Source organism: Pseudomonas sp. NPDC089422, from assembly GCF_044749405.1.
GTDB lineage: Bacteria > Pseudomonadota > Gammaproteobacteria > Pseudomonadales > Pseudomonadaceae > Aquipseudomonas.
Window position 1 is genome coordinate 298,558 of sequence record NZ_JBIVHW010000002.1, and the last position, 20,953, is coordinate 319,510.

15 protein-coding genes and 1 riboswitch are annotated in these 20,953 nt (G+C 64.4%); of the genes, 7 read left to right on the plus strand and 8 right to left on the minus strand.

Annotation, left to right across the window (positions count from 1 at the left end; translation table 11 throughout):
- Positions 1-38 precede the first annotated feature (38 nt).
- Genes ACIPZ8_RS05045 through ACIPZ8_RS05060 form a run of 4 tightly spaced genes read left to right on the plus strand, consistent with a single transcriptional unit; the run spans position 39 to position 8,105 of the window.
- Complete coding sequence (locus tag ACIPZ8_RS05045) at positions 39-2,063, plus strand: methyl-accepting chemotaxis protein (RefSeq protein WP_400720487.1); 2,025 nt, start codon at positions 39-41, stop codon at positions 2,061-2,063.
- Positions 2,064-2,072: 9 nt separating this feature from the next.
- Positions 2,073-6,962, plus strand: a complete 4,890-nt coding sequence (locus tag ACIPZ8_RS05050; protein ID WP_400720110.1) for an Hpt domain-containing protein — start codon at positions 2,073-2,075, stop codon at positions 6,960-6,962.
- The gene (locus ACIPZ8_RS05055; protein ID WP_400720112.1) at positions 6,955-7,428 is read left to right on the plus strand and encodes a chemotaxis protein CheW; all 474 of its coding nucleotides are present in this window, start codon (positions 6,955-6,957) and stop codon (positions 7,426-7,428) included. Before ACIPZ8_RS05050 ends, ACIPZ8_RS05055 begins: the two co-directional genes overlap by 8 nt.
- Positions 7,429-7,487: 59 nt before the next feature.
- Complete coding sequence (locus tag ACIPZ8_RS05060; RefSeq protein ID WP_159412398.1) at positions 7,488-8,105, plus strand: hemolysin III family protein; 618 nt, start codon at positions 7,488-7,490, stop codon at positions 8,103-8,105.
- A gap of 8 nt (positions 8,106-8,113) precedes the next feature.
- On the opposite strand, the gene ACIPZ8_RS05065 is transcribed toward ACIPZ8_RS05060, so the two are convergent.
- The 3 genes from ACIPZ8_RS05065 to ACIPZ8_RS05075 form a co-directional block, all read right to left on the minus strand.
- Positions 8,114-8,836, minus strand: coding sequence for a 16S rRNA (uracil(1498)-N(3))-methyltransferase (locus tag ACIPZ8_RS05065; RefSeq protein WP_400720115.1), 723 nt, complete (start codon positions 8,834-8,836; stop codon positions 8,114-8,116).
- 88 nt (positions 8,837-8,924) lie between these two features.
- Positions 8,925-10,331: an adenosylmethionine--8-amino-7-oxononanoate transaminase gene (locus tag ACIPZ8_RS05070; protein WP_400720117.1), complete on the minus strand. Its 1,407-nt coding sequence runs from the start codon at positions 10,329-10,331 to the stop codon at positions 8,925-8,927.
- A 77-nt stretch (positions 10,332-10,408) separates the two neighbouring features.
- Entirely contained in the window at positions 10,409-10,900 is a 492-nt protein-coding gene (locus ACIPZ8_RS05075; RefSeq protein WP_400720119.1) for a hypothetical protein, read from the minus strand.
- 212 nt (positions 10,901-11,112) lie between these two features.
- Here ACIPZ8_RS05075 and ACIPZ8_RS05080 point away from each other — a divergent pair, with 212 nt between their 5' ends.
- The 3 genes from ACIPZ8_RS05080 to ACIPZ8_RS05090 all read left to right on the plus strand — a co-directional run bounded on the left by ACIPZ8_RS05080 (position 11,113) and on the right by ACIPZ8_RS05090 (position 14,240).
- Positions 11,113-12,876: a flavin monoamine oxidase family protein gene (locus ACIPZ8_RS05080; protein WP_400720121.1), complete on the plus strand. Its 1,764-nt coding sequence runs from the start codon at positions 11,113-11,115 to the stop codon at positions 12,874-12,876.
- 199 nt (positions 12,877-13,075) lie between these two features.
- On the plus strand, positions 13,076-13,627 hold the full coding sequence (locus tag ACIPZ8_RS05085; protein ID WP_400720123.1) for a cytochrome b: 552 nt from the start codon (positions 13,076-13,078) through the stop codon (positions 13,625-13,627).
- Between the two features lie 34 nt (positions 13,628-13,661).
- The gene (locus ACIPZ8_RS05090) at positions 13,662-14,240 is read left to right on the plus strand and encodes a YceI family protein (protein ID WP_294340322.1); all 579 of its coding nucleotides are present in this window, start codon (positions 13,662-13,664) and stop codon (positions 14,238-14,240) included.
- Between the two features lie 64 nt (positions 14,241-14,304).
- On the opposite strand, the gene ACIPZ8_RS05095 is transcribed toward ACIPZ8_RS05090, so the two are convergent.
- From ACIPZ8_RS05095 to ahcY, 5 genes are all read right to left on the minus strand, one after another.
- Entirely contained in the window at positions 14,305-16,212 is a 1,908-nt protein-coding gene (locus tag ACIPZ8_RS05095; RefSeq protein WP_400720125.1) for a DEAD/DEAH box helicase, read from the minus strand.
- Positions 16,213-16,430: 218 nt separating this feature from the next.
- The gene (locus ACIPZ8_RS05100) at positions 16,431-17,219 is read right to left on the minus strand and encodes a substrate-binding periplasmic protein (RefSeq protein WP_400720127.1); all 789 of its coding nucleotides are present in this window, start codon (positions 17,217-17,219) and stop codon (positions 16,431-16,433) included.
- 63 nt (positions 17,220-17,282) lie between these two features.
- Entirely contained in the window at positions 17,283-18,359 is a 1,077-nt protein-coding gene (locus ACIPZ8_RS05105) for a hypothetical protein (protein WP_400720129.1), read from the minus strand.
- Between the two features lie 94 nt (positions 18,360-18,453).
- A complete protein-coding gene (metF, locus tag ACIPZ8_RS05110) occupies positions 18,454-19,299 on the minus strand; it encodes a methylenetetrahydrofolate reductase [NAD(P)H] (RefSeq protein WP_400720131.1) in 846 nt (281 codons plus the stop codon).
- A 126-nt stretch (positions 19,300-19,425) separates the two neighbouring features.
- Complete coding sequence (ahcY, locus tag ACIPZ8_RS05115; protein WP_110633282.1) at positions 19,426-20,835, minus strand: adenosylhomocysteinase; 1,410 nt, start codon at positions 20,833-20,835, stop codon at positions 19,426-19,428.
- Between the two features lie 20 nt (positions 20,836-20,855).
- A riboswitch (S-adenosyl-L-homocysteine riboswitch) is annotated at positions 20,856-20,952 on the minus strand.
- Position 20,953 lies beyond the last annotated feature (1 nt).

Consider the following 20,953-nt stretch of genomic DNA (forward strand, 5'->3'; position numbering starts at 1 on the left):
ACGTGAACAAGCCGGCCACACCCGTCGCCCCCGCCAGCATGACCCCACGCACGCGCAGCATCGTGCAGATCACCGTGCTGTTCGTGATCCTGATCCTGTCGATCATCCTGTTGTTCGCCAACTTCGCCTACCTCAACACCCAGGCCAATCACGACAAGCAGTACATCGGCCACGCCGGCGAGCTGCGGGTGTTGTCCCAGCGCATCGCCAAGAACGCCACCGAGGCCGCGGCGGGCAAGGCCCTGGCCTTCAAGCTACTGTCGGATGCGCGCAACGATTTCGAGCGGCGCTGGGGCTACCTGCGCGAAGGCGACAAGTCCACCGGCCTGCCTGCGGCACCGGCCGCGGTCCGCGATGAAATGGAGGCGGTGCGCCAGGACTGGGAAAACCTGCGCAAGAACACCGACACCATCCTGGCCAGCGAGCAGACCGTGCTGTCATTGCATCAGGTGGCGGCAACCCTTGCCGAAACCGTGCCGCAGCTGCAGGTCGAGTACGAGAAGGTGGTCGAGATCCTGCTGCAGAGCGGTGCGCCGGCGAACCAGGTGGTAGTTGCCCAGCGCCAGCTGCTGCTGGCCGAGCGCATTCTCGGTTCGGTCAACACCGTGCTGGCCGGCGACGACACGGCGGCGCAGGCCGCCGATGCCTTTGGCCGCGATGCCAGCCGCTTCGGCCAGGTGCTCGAAGGCATGCTGGGGGGCAACCCGGCCATCCAGGTGACCCGCGTCGAGGACGCTGACGCCCGCGCGCGCCTGGCGGAAATCGCCGAGCTGTTCCAGTTCGTGGCCGGTTCGGTCGATGAAATTCTCGAAACCTCGCCCGAGCTGTTCCGCGTGCGCGAAGCGGCCGGCAACATCTTCAGCCTGTCGCAGACCCTGCTCGATGAAGCCTCGCACCTGGCCAACGGCTTTGAGAACCTGGCCAGCGGCCGCACCCTGGATACCGTCGGGGGTTATGTGTTGGGCCTGCTGGCGCTGGCTTCGATCATCCTGATCGGCCTGGTGATGGTCCGCACCACTCACCGCCAGTTGCATGAAACCGCAGAAAAGAACGAACGCAACCAGCAGGCGATCATGCGCCTGCTCGATGAAATCGAAGAGCTGGCCGACGGCGACCTCACTGTCACCGTGTCGGTGACCGAAGACTTCACCGGCGCCATCGCCGACTCGATCAACTACTCGGTCGACCAGCTGCGCGACCTGGTGGCCACCATCAACCACAGTGCCGAGCAGGTCGCCGCTGCCGTGCAGGACACGCAGAACACCGCGCGCCAGCTGGCCAAGGCCTCGGAGCACCAGGCCGAACAGATCAGCGAGGCGTCCGAGGCAGTCGGCGACATGGTCGAATCGATCGACCGGGTTTCCGCCCACGCCTATGAGTCGGCCAAGGTCGCCGAGCGCTCGGTGGCGATCGCCAACAAGGGCAACGAAGTGGTGCACAACACCATCAACGGCATGGACAACATCCGCGAGCAGATCCAGGACACCGCCAAACGGATCAAGCGCCTGGGCGAGTCCTCCCAGGAAATCGGCGACATCGTCAGCCTGATCGACGACATTGCCGACCAGACCAACATCCTGGCCCTCAATGCGGCGATTCAGGCCTCGCTGGCGGGTGAGGCCGGCCGCGGCTTTGCCGTGGTCGCCGACGAGGTGCAGCGCCTGGCCGAGCGCTCGTCCTCGGCGACCCGACAGATCGAAGCGCTGGTGCGGACCATCCAGGCGGATACCAACGAGGCGGTCATCTCCATGGAGCAGACCACCGCCGAGGTGGTGCGCGGTGCGCGCCTGGCCCAGGATGCCGGCGTGGCGCTGGCCGAGATTGAAGGCGTTTCGCAGAACCTCGCCGAACTTATCCACAGCATCTCTGATGCAGCCCAGTTGCAGACTTCTTCGGCGGGGCAGATTTCTCACACCATGGCAGTGATCCAGCAGATCACCGCGCAGACCTCCGCCGGCTCCGGCGCTACCGCCGACAGCATCCGCCATCTGGCGCGGATGGCCAGCGAGATGCGCCGCTCGGTTTCCGGTTTCACCCTGCCGGCTCCCGCCGAGCGAAGCTGAGGAAAACCCATGGCTTCTGCCGTCGTAAGCCCCGAGCGCCACGATACCGTGGCCCTGGCCTGGACCCGGGCCGCCATCCTCGATTGCCTGAGCCAGGCCCGACAGGCCCTGGAGCGCTTTGCTGGCGAGACCGACGACTTGTCGATACTGGCGTTCGTTGTGGATAACCTGCATCAGGTGCATGGCTGCCTGCGCATGCTCGAACTGCGCGGTGCCACGCGCCTGGCCGAAGAGCTGGAGCTGCTGGCCAAGGCCCTGGCCGAGGGCCAGGTGAGCCCCCGCGGTGACTGCCTGGGGCCGTTGTTCCGTGGCCTGGAGCAACTGCCGTCCTATCTGGAGCGGTTGCGCGGCGCGCGCCATGACCTGCCGCTGGTGATGCTGCCGCTGCTCAACCAGCTGCGCGCCTGCCGTGGCGTCGAGCCCTTGGCCCAGGCCAGCCTGATCAGCGGCGCCGCGCAGCGCTTTGCTGGTTCCGATGACCTGGCCAACCTCGACTTGTCACTGGGCAACTGGCGGGAACAGATGCAGGCCGGGCCGGGGCGTGATGCCCTGCGTTCGGTGGTCAGCGCCCTGTGCGACGACCTGGTGCGGATCAAGGAGCGGCTGGACCAGTTCGTGCGCGGCGACCGCCAGCACAGCGAGGACCTGGAGGCGCTGCTCGCGCCATTGCGCCATGTTGCCGACACCTTGGCAGTGCTGGGCTTCCAGCAACCCCGTCGGGTGATCATCGATCAGGTTCTGGCGCTGCAGGCATTGGCCCAGGGTGAGCGCACGGCGGACGACGCGGTATTGATGGATGTGGCCGGCGCCCTGCTGTATGTGGAGGCCACGCTCAACGGCATGGTCCTGCCGCTGGAGGAAGGCGGGCAGGGCGGCCTGCCGGGTTCCGACCTGGCCGAGATCCGCCAGTTGGTGCTGAACGAATCACTGTCCGTGCTGCAGCAGGCCAAGGACCTGATCGGCGATTGCCTGGAGTCCGGCTGGCCGCGCCAGCGCCTGCAACCGCTGCCGGGCCTCTTGCAGCAGGTACGCGGCGCGCTGGCGATGCTCATGCTGCCGGCCGCCGCTGAAGTGTTTGCCGGTTGCGCAGGCTATGTGCAGGGCTGGTTGCAGCACTTGGAGGTGGAGCCGCCGGCGGACGAACTGACCCACCTGGCCGAGTCCCTCAGTGCCGCCGAGTGCTACCTGCAATGGCGGGTCGCCGACCCGCTGGCCGATGCTCAACCGTTCCTCGACATGGCCCGCGCCAGCCTGACCAGGCTGGGTGTGCAGTGTACCCATGCCGGCCCGTCCGAGGCGCAGGATGGCAGCGATGGCATCGATGATGAATTGCGTGAAGTGTTCCTCGAAGAAGCGGGCGAGTTATTGCCGGAAATCGAGCGGCACTGGCTGCGCTGGCGCGCCGACAACAGCCTGCGCGACGCCCTGATCGAAGTGCGCCGCGACCTGCACACGCTCAAGGGCAGCGGGCGCATGGTGCATGCCGAGGCGGTGGCCGAGCTGGCCTGGGGCGCTGAGCACCTGCTCAACCGGGTGTTGGAGGGGCGTATCGTATTGACCCCGGAGGGTGCGGTGGCGCTGCAGCAGGTGTTCGTCCATCTGCCGGACCTGCTGGCCGACTTTGCTGCTGGCCAGTTACCGCAGTTGACTGAAATCGAACAACTGGCGAGCCACCTGCACGCCCTGGCCGAGAACGACAGCCCGGTCAGCGCCGATATCGATGGCCTGGACCCGCAGTTGCTGGATATCTTCCGCAACGAAGCACAGGGCCACCTGGCCAGCCTGGAAGGCTTTCTGCAGGGCGCCGAGGGCCAGGGCAGCGACGTCAGCGACAGCCTGCAGCGCGCCTTGCATACCCTCAAGGGCAGCGCTGCCATGGCCGGGGTCATGCCGATCGCCGAGCTGGCCACCGCGTTCGACCGCCTGGTGCGCGAGTACCGGGGGCACCAGCTGCCGTTGCAGGCGGCCGAGATGCATTGGCTGCAAACCGCCCACGGCCTGTTCCTGCAGGGCCTGGCGCAGCTGGGCAGTACGCCGTTGGCAGCCATTGCGGGCGCGGCCCAGCTGATCGAGCAGGTCGGCGAAGCGGTGGACCTGCGCCTGGCCAGCCTGCATGCCGAGCCTCAGCACACCCGCCATGGCAAGCGCGATCCGCAGCTGATCGCCAGTTTCCTGGCTCAGGCCATGGACATCCTGCTGGATGCCGAGTCGCTGCTGTCGCGCTGGCAACAGCAGCCTGGGCAGCGCGAACCGCTGGATACCTTGCTCGATGAACTGACCAGCCTTGGCCACGCTGCGCACCTGGCCGACCTGTGGCAGATGGATGCCGTCTGCGAGGCGCTGCTCGACCTCTACGGCGCTGTGGAAGAGGGCAGCCTGGGCGCCAGCCCGCGCTTCTTCACCGCTGCCCAGCAAGCCCATGAAGCCCTGCTGGACATGCTCGACGAAGTGGCTGCCGGGCAAGAAATCAGCCCGCGGCCTGACTGCGTCGACGCCCTGCGCGAGCTGTTGGAGGGTGCATTGGCGCCGGAGGCCACCGGCCTGGTAGGCCCTGATGCGGTGACGCCGCTGCCTGGCGCGTTGGAGCAGGATGACGAACCCGACAGCCCGGGCGACAAGGAGCTGCTGGAGGTTTTCCTCGAAGAAAGCTCGGACATCGTCGAAAGCGCTGCGGCCGCCCTGGCGCGCTGGCAGGCCGACCCGCGCAGCAGCGTCGAGGTGGAGAACCTGTTGCGTGACCTGCACACCCTCAAGGGGGGCGCGCGCATGGTCGAGATCAGCGCCATTGGCGACCTGGCCCATGAGCTGGAATTCCTCTACGAGCTGCTCGCCGCCGGGCGCCTGCCGCCGAGCGCACCGCTGTTCGCATTGCTGCAGAACTGCCATGACCGTCTGGCGCACATGCTCGACGCCGTGCGCCTGGGGCAGCCGTTGCACACCGCTACCGCGCTGATCGACTACATCCGCAACTTCAGCAGCGCCGCGCTGACCGACAGCGCGGCCGGCCAGGCCCCGGCCGACACCGTACCCGCCGAAACACCGGCCGCGGCGCCGGAGCGGGCGCCGGGCGACATGGTCAAGGTCGATGCCGAACTGCTCGACGACCTGGGCAACCTGGCCGGTGAGCATTCGGTCATTCGTGGCCGTATCGAACAGCAGGTCAACGACGCCCAGTTTGCCCTCAACGAGATGGAGACCACCCTGGAGCGCATGCGCGACCAGCTGCTGCGCCTGGACATCGAGACCCAGGGCCGGATCAGCAGCCGGCAAGCGTTCGAGGGGGATGCCTATGAAGATTTCGACCCGCTGGAGATGGACCGCCATTCGCAGCTGCAGCAGCTGTCGCGGGCGCTGTTCGAGTCGGCCTCCGACCTGCTCGACCTCAAGGAAACGCTGACCCAGCGCGCCCAGGAGGCCTACAGCCTGCTGCAGCAACAGGCGCGGGTGAACAGCCAGTTGCAGGAGGGCCTGACCGCGACCCTGATGGTGCCGTTCGAACGCCTGGTACCGCGCTTGCAGCGGGTGGTGCGCCAGGTGGCCAGCGAGCTGGGCAAGCAGGTCGAGCTGGTGGTCGGCAACGCCGAGGGCGAGCTGGACCGCAGCGTGCTCGAACGCATGGTCGCGCCACTGGAGCACATGCTGCGCAATGCCGTCGACCACGGCCTGGAAGCGCGCGAGGTACGCCTGGCCGCAGGCAAGCCGGAGCAGGGCACCATTCACCTGAACTTGCTGCATGAGGGGGCCGACATCGTCATCGAGATGACCGACGACGGCGCCGGTGTGCCGTTGGAGGCGGTAAGGCGCAAGGCGATCAAGCGCGGCCTGCTGGACCCGCAGGCGCAGCTGAGCGACCACGAGATCCTGCAGTTCATCCTGCGCCCGGGCTTTTCCACGGCAGAGAAGATCACCCAGATTTCCGGGCGCGGCCTGGGCATGGACGTGGTGCATGAAGAGGTCAAGCAGCTGGGCGGCTCGATGACCATCGAGTCGGCCCAGGGCAAGGGCGCGCGCTTCCTGATCCGCCTGCCGTTCACCGTGTCGATCAACCGGGCCTTGATGGTGCACCTGGGCGACGAGCAGTACGCTATTCCGCTGAATACCATCGAAGGCATCGTGCGGGTACCTCCGGCCGAGCTGGCTGCCTGTTACCAACTGGATGCCCCACGCTACGTGTACGGCGGGCATGAATACGAATTGCGTTACCTGGGCGAGTTGTTGCAGGGGCAGCCGCGCCCGGTGCTGCTGGGGCAGAGCGTGCCGTTACCAGTGTTGCTGGTGCATTCCCAGGAGCAGTCGTTCGCCATCCAGGCCGACAGCCTGTCGCCGAGCCGTGAAATCGTGGTGAAGAGCCTCGGCCCGCAGTTTGCCGCCGTGGCGGGCTTGTCGGGTGCGACCTTGCTCGGTGATGGCCGGGTGGTGCTGATCCTTGACCTGCTGGGCCAGTTGCGTGGTCAGCAGCGGCGGCTGGCGCGTCTGCCCGGTGGCAGCGGGGTGCAACGGACCTTGTTCGGCCCGGCACCACGGCGGGCCACGCTGGTGATGGTGGTGGACGACTCGGTCACCGTGCGCAAGGTCACCAGCCGCCTGCTGGAACGCCATGGCATGAGCGTGATGACGGCCAAGGATGGCGTCGATGCCATGGCCCTGCTGGAAGAGCACCGCCCTGACGTGCTGTTGCTGGACATCGAGATGCCGCGCATGGATGGCTTTGAAGTGGCCACCCGCATTCGCCGCGACGAGCGTCTGAAAGACCTGCCGATCATCATGATCACCTCGCGCACCGGGCAGAAGCACCGCGACCGTGCCATGGCCATTGGCGTCAACGATTACCTGGGCAAACCCTATCAGGAGTCGGTGTTGCTGCAGAGCATCGCCCATTGGAGCCAGACCCATGCTTGAACTGATTGCAGGGCAACGCAGCAGCCTGACCGGCCTGCTGCTGCCGCTGGGCGACCGCACCCTGGCGTTGCCCAACGTCGCCGTGGTCGAGCTGATCGGCCAGCGCAACCTGGTGTGTGAACCCGGCGATCCGGCCTGGCACCTGGGGTGGATCGACTGGCGGCAGCAGCATCTACCCTTGATCGGTTTCGAGGCTGCCTGTGGCGGTGAGACGCCGTGTGGCGAGCGGGCGCGGATCGTGGTGCTGAATGCGCTGGGCGATACCGGTTTGCGCTACCTGGCAGTGCTGCTGCAGGACATTCCACGCTCGTGCAAGCTGGACAGCCAGCTCAATTATGTGGATGTGCCGCTGGGCAGCCTGGAGCTGGCCGCCGTGCAGGTGGGTGAACAGGTGGCGCGGGTGCCGGACCTGGCCGGTCTGGAAAGATTGGTGCGTGACGCTGAACTGCAACCTGCCCTTGGGTAGGATGAGTCAGGAATGGACTCTGTCATGAACCCAGCCCGCTTCGGGAGGTCTGTGTTTGCATGTACTACGGTGAACGCTTCAATGCCTGGACCCACCTGGTCGGTGCCGTCCTGGCCTGTATCGGTGCCATCTGGCTGATCGTCGTCGCGGGCCTGCAGGGTGACCCCTGGAAGATCGTCAGTTTCTCCATCTACGGCAGCACCCTGCTGTTGCTCTACAGCATATCCACCCTCTACCACAGCACCCGCGGGCGGGCGAAGGTGATCATGCGCAAGCTCGATCACCTGTCGATCTACCTGTTGATCGCCGGCAGCTACACCCCGTTCTGCCTGGTCAGCCTGCGCGGGCCCTGGGGCTGGAGCCTGTTCGGCGTGGTCTGGGGGCTGGCGGTGATCGGCATGCTGCAGGAGATCAAGCCGCGCTCGGAGGCGCGCATCCTGTCGATCATCATCTATGCGGTGATGGGCTGGATCGTGCTGGTGGCGGTCAAGCCACTGCTCAACAGCCTTGGCACCGCCGGCTTCACCTGGCTGGCGGCCGGCGGTGTGTTCTACACCGTGGGCATCATCTTTTTCGCCCTCGACAGCCGGTTGCGCCACGCACATGGCATCTGGCACCTGTTCGTGATCGTCGGGAGCCTGATGCACTTCGTGGCGGTGTCGCTGTACGTGCGTTAGCTTTCTGTTTACGAAAAATCACCCCACAACTGCTGCGCTACCGACAGCGCCACCACCGGCGCTGTCTCGGTACGCAATACCCGCGGCCCGAGGCGTGCGGCATGGAAGCCAGCGGCCTTGGCCTGTTCGACTTCTGCCTCGCTCAACCCACCTTCCGGGCCGATCAGGAACGCCAGCGTTGCCGGCTTGTCATGGCTGGTCAATGGCTCGGCGACCGGGTGCAAGACCAGTTTGAGGTCGGCTTCGGTGCTCTTGAGCCATTCGGCCAGGGTCACCGGTGGATGAATGACCGGCAGGGTCGAGCGCCCACATTGTTCGCAGGCACTGATCGCCACCTGGCGCCAGTGGGCCAGGCGTTTGTCGGCACGCTCGTCCTTCAGGCGCACTTCACAGCGCTCGCTGACTATCGGGGTGATTGCGTTGGCGCCAAGCTCGGTGGCTTTCTGGATCGCCCAGTCCATGCGCTCGCCGCGGGACAGGCCCTGGCCGAGGTGGACGTGAAGCGGTGAGTCGGGCTGGCCGGCGAGGGCTTGGTCGAGGCTCACGCGTACCGTCTTCTTGCCGACTTCGAGCAACTGGCCGAGGTATTCCTGGCCACTGCCATCGAACAGTTGCACGGCGTCGCCGGGAACCATGCGCAGGACGCGGCCGATGTAGTGGGCCTGGGCTTCGGGCAGGTCGTGCTCGCCGAGGCTCAGGGGGGCGTCGATGAAGAAGCGGGACAGTCTCATGGAGTGCTCGTCAATAAGGATGTACTCGGCCCTTTGTGGGAGCGACACAAGGCCGCTCCCACAAGGTTATGTGTCGGAGCGAGCGGGCTTAGCCCGGGTCGCGGAAGTCGGGGTGGAAGTTGGCCGGTACGGCGACGCTGACACTATCGCGGGTGGCGATGTCGATGCCTTCGCTGGCCACTTCGGCAAGGAAGTCGATCTGCTCCGGGGTGATCACGTACGGCGGCAGGAAGTACACCACGCTGCCCAGCGGGCGCAGCAGGGCGCCGCGGGTCAGGGCGTGCTCGAACACTTTCAGGCCACGACGCTCCTGCCACGGGTAGGCGGCCTTGGTGGCCTTGTCCTGGACCATCTCGATGGCCAGGGCCATGCCGGTCTGGCGGATTTCGGCGACGTGGGCGTGGTCAGCCAGGTGCGCGGTGGCGCTGGCCATGCGCGCGGCCAGGGCCTTGTTGGCCTCGATCACGTTGTCCTGCTCGAAAATGTCCAGCGTCGCCAGGGCGGCGGCGCAGGCCAGCGGGTTGCCGGTGTAGCTGTGCGAGTGAAGGAATGCGCGCAGGGTCGGGTAATCGTCATAGAAGGCCTGGTACACCTTGTCGGTGGTCAGGCAGGCGGCCAGCGGCAGATAGCCACCGGTCAGCGCCTTGGACAGGCACAGGAAGTCTGGGCGGATGCCGGCTTGTTCGCAGGCGAACAGGGTGCCGGTGCGGCCGAAACCGACGGCGATCTCGTCGTGGATCAGGTGCACGTCATAGCGGTCGCAGGCTTCGCGCAGCAGCTTGAGGTACACCGGGTGGTACATGCGCATGCCACCGGCGCCCTGGATCAGCGGTTCGATGATCACCGCCGAGATCGTTTCGTGGTGCTCGGCCAGGGTCTGCTCCATGGCGGCGAACATATTGCGCGAGTGTTCTTCCCAGCCCATGCCCTCGGGGCGCAGGTAGCAGTCTGGGCTCGGCACCTTGAGGGTGTCGAGCAGCAGCGCCTTGTAGGTTTCGGTGAACAACGGCACGTCGCCTACCGACATCGCGGCGATGGTTTCGCCGTGGTAGCTGTTGGTCAGGGTGACAAAGCGCTTTTTCGCTGGTTTGCCGATGTTCTGCCAGTAGTGGAAGCTCATCTTCAGCGCCACTTCGATGCACGACGAACCGTTGTCGGCATAGAACACCCGGTCGAGCCCGGCGGGGGTCATGGCCACCAGGCGCTCGGACAGCTCGATCACTGGCTGGTGGCTGAAACCGGCGAGGATCACATGTTCCAGCTGGTCGACCTGGTCCTTGATGCGCTGGTTGATGCGCGGGTTGGCGTGGCCGAACACGTTGACCCACCAGCTGCTCACGGCATCCAGGTAGCGCTTGCCGTCGAAGTCCTCGAGCCACACGCCTTCACCGCGCCGGATCGGGATCAGTGGCAGTTGCTCGTGGTCTTTCATCTGGGTGCAGGGGTGCCACAGGACTTTGAGGTCGCGTTGCATCCACTGATCGTTGAGGCCCATGGGCACTTCTCCTGGCTACTGCTTGCTTTGACCGCGTAAGCCTAAGCAAAGCCAGAGGGCAGGACAACCGCTAGTGTTTAATGGCGGCAGGTGCGGGTCCATTGCAGCTTGCGGATATGAACGGTGCCGGCCTGAGAAGTGGATATGGTCAGGCGGCGAAAAGGGCCATCGATGACCTGGTGATAGGGTTGGGTGGAGATCGGGCCCGGCCGGAAATCGGTATAGCCGCTGCCGGTGAGGGTAAGCCAGTAGAAGTTGCGCGGGACCGGGGCTATCAGGTCCATATCGTAGCCGTCGGTATCCAGCAGCATCTGCACATCGTCGAAGTGTTGGTCGCTGACTACGTAGTACTCCAGCCTTAGGCATTCGACTTCCTCATTGAAAGCAATTTCCACGTCACTGTGCTCGCCGATCACCAGCTCGGTGCCATCTTCGCCTTTGAAGGCTTCATGCAAACCGGTCCACGACGTACCGTTGGAGCGAATCTTCAGGCCTGAGGGGGTAAGTACTGTTTGGTTGTGCCACAAGAATTGCCTTTCTACCTGCGCGAAGTGCTCCTCATAGGTCATGGTGCAGCTCCTTTTGTCGGTTTTTTCAGCTACCTTCGCCAGCTTCACCTAGTGGCCTGAGGCCTGACTACTGACAAAAATGCCAGTTGCCAAAGGCACTTGATATCGCTGTGCTGGCAGGGTCCGGATACCTGACGTATTCTTAACGCATCGTCTCTCGGGGCATTCCCGCCTCTTCCCATCCCTGCTTTTTCAACTCGGAGTTCGCCGACATGGCTGCTGCTTGGGTGCGCCTGTGCGCGTTGGTATTGATCGGTGTGTCCAGCGGCGCCGCGCTGGCAAAGGACAAGACACCGTCGGCAATCGTGGTGGGTGGTGGCCTGGCAGGCCTGACCGCAGCCTACGAACTGCAGAACAAAGGCTGGCAGGTCACCCTGCTGGAGGCCAAGTCGGGCATGGGTGGGCGATCGGGCCTGGCCACCAGCGAGTGGATCGGCAACGCCAAGGCACAGCCGGTGCTCAACCAGTACCTCGACCGTTTCAAGCTTGAAACACTGCCCGCGCCGGAGTTCGTGCGCACGCCGGGTTACCTGATCGACGGCGAGTACTTCAGCGCCACCGACCTGACCGCCAAGCAGCCGGCCACCGCCGAAGCACTCAAGCGCTACGAGAAGACCCTCGACGACCTGGCCCGTTCGATCGATGACCCGCTCAACCCGCAGGCCAACAGTACCCTGTTCGCCCTCGACCAGATGAACGTGTCCACCTGGCTCGACAAGCTGCAGTTGCCGACCACCGCGCGTCAGCTGATCAACCAGCAGATCCGCACCCGCTATGACGAGCCATCGCGCCTGTCGCTGCTCTACTTCGCCCAGCAGAACCGCGTCTACCGTGGCGTCAGTGATCGCGACCTGCGTGCCGCGCGCCTGCCTGGCGGCAGCCCGGTGCTGGCTCAGGCATTCGTCAAGCAGCTGAAGACCATCAAGACCAGCTCGCCGGTCACGGCGATCGTGCAGGACAAGGATGGCGTCAGCGTCAAGGTTGGCAGCACGGACTACAAGGCCGATTACCTGGTGATGGCGATTCCTCTGCGGGCGCTGGCCAAGATCCAGATCACGCCTGGCCTGGACAACCAGCACGTGGCAGCGCTCAAGGGCACCAACTACGGCTGGCGCGACCAGCTGATGCTCAAGTTCAAGCAGCCGGTATGGGAAAGCCGCGCACGCATGTCGGGCGAAATCTTCAGTAACGCCGGCCTTGGCATGCTGTGGATCGAACCGGCGCTCAAGGGTGGCGCCAACGTGGTGATCAACCTGTCGGGTGACAACGCGCGGTTGCTCCAGGCCTTTGGCGACAAGCAGATGGTCGACCAGGTGCTGATCCGCCTGCATGCGTTCTATCCACAGGCCCGTGGCGCGTTCACCGGCTATGAGGTCAAGCGTTACAGCATCGATGCCGGCACCGGCGGCGCCTACCTGGCCTACGGCCCGGGGCAGATCAGCAAGTACTGGCGTCTGTGGGAGCGCCCGGTGCAGCGCATCACCTTTGCCGGTGAGCACACCGATGCGCTTTACCCAGGCACCCTCGAAGGCGCCCTGCGCAGCGGCCAGCGTGCTGCCAGCCAGGTGCAGGACCTGCTCGCCGGCAAGTCGTTCGACCCGGCCAAGGCTGCGACCGTAGCGGCAGCGGCGACTGCGGGTGCCGCAGTGGCGAAGAAGGACAGCGGCGGGTTCTTCTCGCGCCTGTTCGGTGGTTCGGACAAGCCTGAGGTGAAGGCTGCGCCGGTTGCCAAGGCCGAGGAAGTTGCACCGGCGCCGGCGCCGGCTCCTGTAGCTGCCCCTGCTGCGGCTCCCGCTGTAGTCGCCAAGGAAGAGCCGGCCAAGCCCGCCGCGACCAAGGCAGCACCGGCCAAGCATGCGCCGGCGCACAAGCCTGCGGCCAAACAGGCGAAAAAGGCAGTGGAGCCGAAAAAGGCCACGGTCAAATCCGAGCCAGTGAAAAAACCGGTGGCCGATACCCAGGCCAAGGCAAACTGACCTGTGCTGGCCTCTTCGCGGGCTTACCCCGTGAAGAGGCTGGAAACCCTCAACTCTCCGACTATTGTTAATGTTTCCTTAATAGGAAACTCACACACTAATCATCGTATTTCTCGATAATCCAAAGCAGTTTTTTAAGCTTTTATTCGATACCTTACGCGTTAGTCTGTGCACAGCTTTCACGGGGAACCACGTCATCATGCAACTGCGCAATTCACCTTCTCGCTATGGCGTGGTCAGCATCGTCCTGCACTGGGGCGTTGCACTGGCAGTCTTCGGCCTGTTCGGCCTGGGCCTGTGGATGGTCGGTCTCGACTACTACGACCCTTGGCGCAAGGCCGGCCCGGACCTGCACAAGAGCATCGGCCTGGTGTTGCTGGCGGTGATGCTGCTGCGTGTGGTCTGGCGTTTCATCAGCCCGCCACCGCCGGCACCGGCCAACCACGGGGCATTCACCCGCGTGGCGGCCAAGCTGGGGCACCTGGCGCTGTACCTGGGGCTGTTTGCCGTCATGATCGCCGGTTACCTGATTTCCACTGCCGACGGCGTCGGCATTCCAGTGTTCGGTCTGTTCGACGTGCCGGCGCTGATCAGCGACCTGCCTGATCAGGCGGACGTGGCCGGCGTGATTCATCTGTGGCTGGCATGGGGCCTGGTGATCTTCGCGGTGCTGCATGCCCTGGCAGCCTTGAAACACCATTACATCGACCGTGACGCGACCCTGACCCGCATGCTGGGCCGCAAAGCTTGACTCTCAACCTCAATTGCATAGGAAGGAAGTAAGGATGTTGAAAAAGACTTTTGCCGCTCTGGCGCTCGGTACCGCTCTGTTCTCCGCCGGCCAGGCCATGGCCGCCGAGTACAAGATCGACAAGGAAGGCCAGCACGCGTTCGTCGACTGGAAAATCAGCCACCTGGGCTACAGCTTCATCCACGGCACCTTCAAGGACTTCAGCGGTGACTTCTCGTGGGACAGCGCCAAGCCTGAAGCCAGCAAGATCAACGTCGACCTGAAGACTGCCAGTGTCTGGTCGAACCATGCCGAGCGCGACAAGCACATTGCCAGCAAGGACTTCCTGGACGTTGCCAAATATCCGGACGCCAAGTTCGTCTCTACCGCTGTCAAATCGACTGGCGAGAAGACTGCAGACGTGACCGGCGACCTGACCCTGCACGGTGTGACCAAGCCAGTTACCTTCAAGGCCACCTTCAACGGTGAGGGCAAGGACCCGTGGGGCGGCGAGCGCGCTGGCTTCAACGCCACCACCACGCTGAACCTGAACGACTTCGGCATCAAGGGCCCAGGCCCGACTTCGCAAACCCTCGACCTGGACATCAGTGTCGAAGGTGTGAAGCAGAAGTAAGCATTGCCCAGGCAATAAAAAACGCCGCCCATTGGGCGGCGTTTTTTATTGCCTGCTGCGTGACTCAGCCCTTGCGGGTGAGCAGTGCAGGGCGCTCACCGCGCGGGCGGCTCGGCAGGTCGTCCAGTTGCTCGGGCGTCGGGTAACGATCGAGCTTGGATTCCTTGCGGATGATCACGGGCTGGTGCTGTTCGCGGGTGCTGCGTACTGCCGGCTCCTGACGCGATGCATCGTCACGGCCGGCCGAACGGTTGCGGCCACCGCCATTATTGTCGCGACGGGCACCGCCACCGTTGTTGTTGCGTGGGCGTTTGTCGCCGCTGGCGCTGCGCTGCTGGCCGCCAGCATTGCGGCCCTGGCCCTGGCCCTGGCCGCCGCCGTTGTTGCTGCGCTGGCCGCTGCCCTGGCTTTGGCCCTGACCTGCACCACCCGGACGGCGGTTGCGGCCTTGGCCTTTACCGTTCTGGTAAGGACTGACGTAGTCGGCGCGGTTACCGAAGTTGTCGACATCGTCGTCCAGGAACTCTTCTGGATCACGGTCGGCCGGTGCTTTCGGCGCACTGCTGGTGCTGGTGCTGGCCTGCTGCTGGCGCGGCTTCTTGTCGCGCGGCTTGCGTTGCTGCTGTTGCTTGTCGCCAGACGTTTCCTTGTCGGCCGGCTTGTCAGCAGCCTGCTGCTTGGCCTTGCCTTTGTCCTTGCCCTTGTCCTTGCGGCCGCCGTTGGCGTCTTTGCTGCCTTCGCCACGAGCCTGCTGCTGGTTGCGGCCGCCGCGGCCGTTGTTCTGCTGGCGCTCGCGCACTTCAGGCTTTTCAGCTTCAACCTGGCTGGCATCGAAGCCCATCAGGTCGCCATCCGGGATCTTCTGCTTGGTGACCCGTTCGATGCTCTTGAGCAGCTTTTCTTCATCCGGCGCGACCATGGAAATGGCCTCGCCCGAGCGCCCGGCGCGGCCGGTACGGCCGATGCGGTGCACGTAGTCTTCCTCGACGTTTGGCAGTTCGAAGTTGACCACGTGGGGCAGCTGGTCGATGTCCAGGCCACGGGCGGCGATGTCGGTGGCGACCAGCACACGCACGCTGTTGGCCTTGAAGTCGGCCAGGGCCTTGGTGCGGGCGTTCTGGCTCTTGTTGCCGTGGATCGCGGCAGCGGTCAGGCCGTGCTTTTCCAGGTATTCGGCCAGGCGGTTGGCGCCGTGCTTGGTACGGGTGAACACCAGTACCTGTTCCCAGGCACCCAGCGTGATCAAGTGCGCCAGCAGGGCACGCTTGTGGCTGGCGGGCAGGCGGTAGACGCGCTGCTCGATACGCTCGACGGTGGTGTTCGGCGGGGTGACCTCGATGCGCTCCGGGTTGTGCAGGAGCTTGTCGGCCAGGTCGGTGATGTCCTTGGAGAAGGTCGCCGAGAACAGCAGGTTCTGGCGCTTGGCCGGCAGGCGGGCGAGGACCTTCTTGACGTCATGGATGAAGCCCATGTCGAGCATGCGGTCGGCTTCGTCGAGGACCAGGATTTCCACGTGGGCCAGGTCGACTTTGCCTTGGCCGGCCAGGTCGAGCAGGCGGCCCGGGCAGGCAACGAGCACGTCGACACCCTTGGCAATGGCCTGGATCTGCGGGTTCATGCCGACACCGCCGAAGATGCAGGCGCTGACCAGTGGCAGGTCGCGGGCGTACACCTTGAAGCTGTCGTGTACCTGGGCGGCAAGTTCGCGGGTCGGCGTCAGGACCAGTACACGCGGCTGGCGCGGGCCGTGGCGCTGGGATTTGTCGGGGTGGCCGGCGGGGAACAGGCGCTCGAGGATCGGCAAGGCGAAGCCGCCCGTTTTACCAGTACCAGTCTGTGCGGCAACCATCAGGTCGCGGCCTTGCAACACGGCGGGAATGGCCCGCTGTTGCACCGGGGTCGGCTGGGTGTAGCCCGCTGCCTCGATAGCGCGGACAAGAGCCTCGGAGAGACCGAGGGAAGCAAAGGACATGGGCAATCCTGTTCTCGTGGGGGCTGGGCCCGTTGGGATATTCTGCCTGGCGCGACGGGCATCGAAGGGATGCGATCGCGTCCGGTCCAGCTGGGCTTTCACTGCACATCCGGGAAGCGGAAGGTGGACGCCAAGAGGCGTCGATGCCGATCGGGATGCCTGTTGCGAGGCCGAGCGTCCGGGCGTGAGCCGGGCGGGAAGGCCCGAGTATAACAGAGCTAACGCAGCGTGCTGCTTTCCTGCTGCTCAACGGCGCCGGCAAGATCGCCGGCGTCGCCGATGTAGTGTTCGATAATCGCCTCGAACGCCGGTTCCTGCTTGAAGCGGCGCAGCTCTTCGGTAAATGCTTCGGCCAGTCGCTCGCGCCCGGGTTTGCGTGCCAAGCCCAGGTATTGCGCCTGGCGGCTGATGACCAGGGGCAGCTCTTCGACCTGCTGTTCGAGGCCCAGCTGCTTGCGCAGGTAACGCCCGACCAGGCGGTCGGTGACCAGCAGATCGATGCGCCCGCGTATGAGCTTGCCGAAATTGGCTTCGTGGCTTGGCGCGGTTTCGCGGCGGAAATCCTGGGACTCGTTGAACGCCTTGTCGTAGGCGTAGCCCGGCGACGTGCCTACGGTCAGGCCGGCGAGATCATTCAGCTGGCGAATGGCATGGCGCCGGTCGCTGGCCTGATACAGCACGAACTCGACATCCGACATGGGTTCTGCGGGATAAACCATGTAGGCCTTGCGCGACTCGACCTGAAAAATGTCCATCACCCCATCAGCGTGGCCCTGCTCCACCAAGGCCAGGCAGCGCTTCCACGGCAGGAACTGCCAGTCCACCTCGACTCCCAGGCGGCGGAACACTTCGGTGGTGACTTCGTAGTCGATCCCCCGGACCCGGCCGCCATCGCGATACACGTAGGGTGCCCAGTCGTCACTGACCAGACGCAGCCGCTCGCCCAGCGCCATCGGGCTCAGGCAGGCGAGCAGCAGGATGCACAGCAGGTGGGCGATGTGAGGCATGGCGCGAGATTACGCGCTCACCCAAGGCATGGCCAGTGAAGATGGATGCCCCCGGTGCCGGCCTCAGCGATGGGAGGAACGCAGCAGGTGTGCCTCGATATCCTTGCGCCGGGCACCCAGTGACAGGCGCAGGCTCGGGTGGCGCAGGCACTGGCGCAGTTGCTCGGGCTCGATGCGCCCGTGGCGCTCGTTGAGGTTCTCCAGTGCCTTGTCCCACCAGGCCGTTGCACAAGCGCGGTCAAACTCATTGGGGTAGGGGTAGCAGCCATACAGCAGCTCGCGCACGAACTGGCGCTCGCGGCTGGGCATGGTCAGGCTCAAGGCCTTGTAGCCCAAGCGTTGCAGGGTTGGCGGGCGAGGCAGCTGGTCGTTGACCAGTGTCACATCTGCAAGCGCTGCCGGCGCCAGTGGGTTCTCGCCGTGTTTGCGCAGCCAGGCCTGAATCTTGGCGCGGAACTGGGCCTTGCGGCTCCAGTAGTGGTGGATGACGTCGGTGCATTCGGCCAGTTCCATCTTGCGGTATGCGGCTACCGCCAGGCAGAACTCTTCCAGGGTGTAGGCGGTGCGGGCCAGCGGATAGAACTCGTCCATCATGGCAATGGAACGGTCCAGCACGTCGGTGTCCTCGGCGCACAGGCCGATCACGCCCGAGTTGACCAGCGGCATCTGGCAGTCGGCGAGGCCGCGTGACTCGAGAATGCCGAGCAGGTTGGTGTACAGCAGGCACTGCTGATTCGCACCGTAGCGCGCGCCAATGGCGTTGCACAGCAGCGTGCCGGGCTTGACCCGCTGGAACAGTTGCAACGGAGACTTGCGGAAGAAGGTATCGGTGTCGATCAGCACGGCCTGAGGGTGTTGCTGCAGCACCTGGCGTAACAGCACGTGCTTGCTGCGGAAGTGATAGCCGTGGGGCTGGTTCCAGGCCTTGCGCGTAGCCTCGTCGAGCAGATGAACGGTCACCGGCAGTTTGCCGTAAGGCACGGTGTTGTCGGTGTAGACCTGAATGTCGATGGCCGGGTTGGCAGTATCCCCCAGATGCGCGAGGGCGCTGACGATGCTGAAACAGGCTTCCTGGTGATAGGTGGCGGGGCCGAACGCCAGGTACACGAGCTGAGGGCGAGATGGCAGGAAATGTTGCATGGCGAACGACACCTATCAGGGCCAGAAAGTAAATAAGGCCCTAGTCTACGACTAAAGCCTTAATTGTTTCAGAATCCGATGATGCCAAAAAGTTTCAGCGTGGCAGTTTCAGATTGTTCCAGATCGCCAGGCTCGCCTCAGCCTGGTTAAGGGTATAGAAGTGCAGGCCCGGTGCGCCGCCTTGCAGCAGTTGCTCGCACATGCGGGTGATGACTTCTTCGCCAAAGGCCAGGATGCTCGCGGTATCGTCGGCGTAGGCTTCCAGCTGCTTGCGGATCCAGCGCGGGATCTCGGCGCCGCAGGCATCGGAGAAACGCGCCAGTTTGCTGTAGTTGGTGATCGGCATGATGCCGGGCACCACCGGGATGTCCACGCCCATTTTCTGTGCACGCTCGACGAAGTAGAAGTAGCTGTCGGCGTTGAAGAAGTACTGGGTGATGGCGCTGTCGGCACCGGCCTTGACCTTGTGCACGAAGTTGCCCAGGTCGGCCTCGAAGTTGCGCGCTTGCGGGTGCATTTCCGGATAGGCGGCAACTTCCAGGTGGAAGTGGTCGCCGGTTTCCTGGCGGATGAACTCGACCAGGTCGCTGGCATAACGCAGCTCACCACTGGCCATGCCCATGCCCGACGGCAGGTCGCCACGCAAGGCGACGATGCGCTGGATGCCGGCTGCCTTGTACTCGGCCAGCAGGGCGCGCAGTTCGTCCTTGGTGTCGCCGACGCACGACAGGTGCGGCGCGGCAGGGATCTTCACTTCGCTTTCCAGCTGCAGCACGGTGTTCAGCGTGCGGTCGCGGGTAGAGCCACCGGCACCGTAGGTGCAGGAGAAGAAGTCCGGGTTGTACGCGGCCAGCTGGCGGGCAACGCCCATCAGCTTCTCGTGACCGGCGTCGGTCTTGGTGGGGAAGAACTCGAAACTGTAACGGCGATCTTGGGACATCAGGCGTTCCTCGAGCAGCGAGCCTCAAGCAGCAAGCTGCAAGTAAAAGCCAGATCGGTGATGGCCGATCTGGCTTGGGCATCGTTCAGGTTTCGGCGTTGGAGCCGGAAGCTCCAAGCCTGCCGCTTAGTAGCGGTAGGCGTGCGGCTTGAACGGGCCTTCGACGGTTACGCCGATGTACTCGGCCTGTTGCGGGGTCAGCTGGGTGACCACGCCACCGAAGCCGCGGACCATTTCCAGGGCCACTTCTTCGTCGAGTTTCTTCGGCAGCACTTCCACGGTCAGGCGCTCGGCCTTCTTGGCCGCTGGCAGTTCGGCGAACTTCTGCTCGAACAGGAAGATCTGCGCCAGCACCTGGTTGGCGAACGAACCGTCCATGATGCGGCTTGGGTGGCCAGTGGCGTTGCCCAGGTTCACCAGGCGGCCTTCGGCCAGCAGGATCAGGTAGTCGTCGTTCTGCGGGTCGAAGGTGCCGGCGCCGGTGCGGTGGATCTTGTGAACCTGCGGCTTGACCTCTTCCCATGCCCAGTTCTTGCGCATGAAGGCGGTGTCGATTTCGTTGTCGAAGTGGCCGATGTTGCAGACCACGGCACGCTTCTTCAGGGCCTTGAGCATGTTGGCGTCGCAGACGTTGACGTTACCGGTGGTGGTGACGATCAGGTCGATGCGGCCCAGCAGGTCGGCATTGATGCCGGCTTCGGTACCGGTGTTGATGCCGTCCTTGAACGGCGAAACGACTTCGAAGCCGTCCATGCAGGCCTGCATGGCGCAGATCGGGTCGACTTCGGTGACCTTGACGATCATGCCTTCCTGACGCAGCGACTGGGCCGAGCCCTTGCCCACGTCACCGTAGCCGATTACCAGGGCCTGCTTGCCCGACAGCAGGTGGTCGGTACCGCGCTTGATGGCATCGTTCAGGCTGTGACGGCAGCCGTACTTGTTGTCGTTCTTGCTCTTGGTGACCGAGTCGTTGACGTTGATCGCCGGGACTTTCAGCTCGCCCTTGGCCAGCATGTCCAGCAGGCGGTGCACGCCAGTGGTGGTTTCTTCGGTCACGCCGTGGATCTTTTCCAGCATGGCCGGGTATTTCTTGTGCAGGATCTCGGTCAGGTCACCACCGTCGTCCAGCACCATGTTGGCGTCCCAAGGCTGGCCATCTTTCAGGATGGTCTGCTCGATGCACCATTCGTACTCTTGCTCGGTTTCACCTTTCCAGGCGAACACAGGAATGCCGGCGGCGGCGATGGCGGCAGCGGCCTGGTCCTGGGTGGAGAAGATGTTGCACGACGACCAGCGGACTTCTGCGCCCAGGGCGACCAGGGTTTCGATCAGCACGGCAGTCTGGATGGTCATGTGGATGCAGCCGATGATCTTCGCGCCCTTGAGCGGTTGCTCGGCTTGATACTTGCGGCGCAGGCCCATCAGTGCCGGCATTTCCGATTCGGCGATGATGACTTCCTTGCGGCCCCAGTCGGCCAGGGAAATGTCGGCGACCTTGAAGTCGGAAAAACCAGCAGGCGTGTTTACAGCGCTCATGAGAGCCTCCATTCGTAGTGTGCGAATGGGCGCCGTTGTGCGTTGAGCGTCCGCTTGCGCGGACAACGCCCCAACCGAGCCTGACAGGCCGAGCCTGCTGCAGCGCCCCTCGGATGGG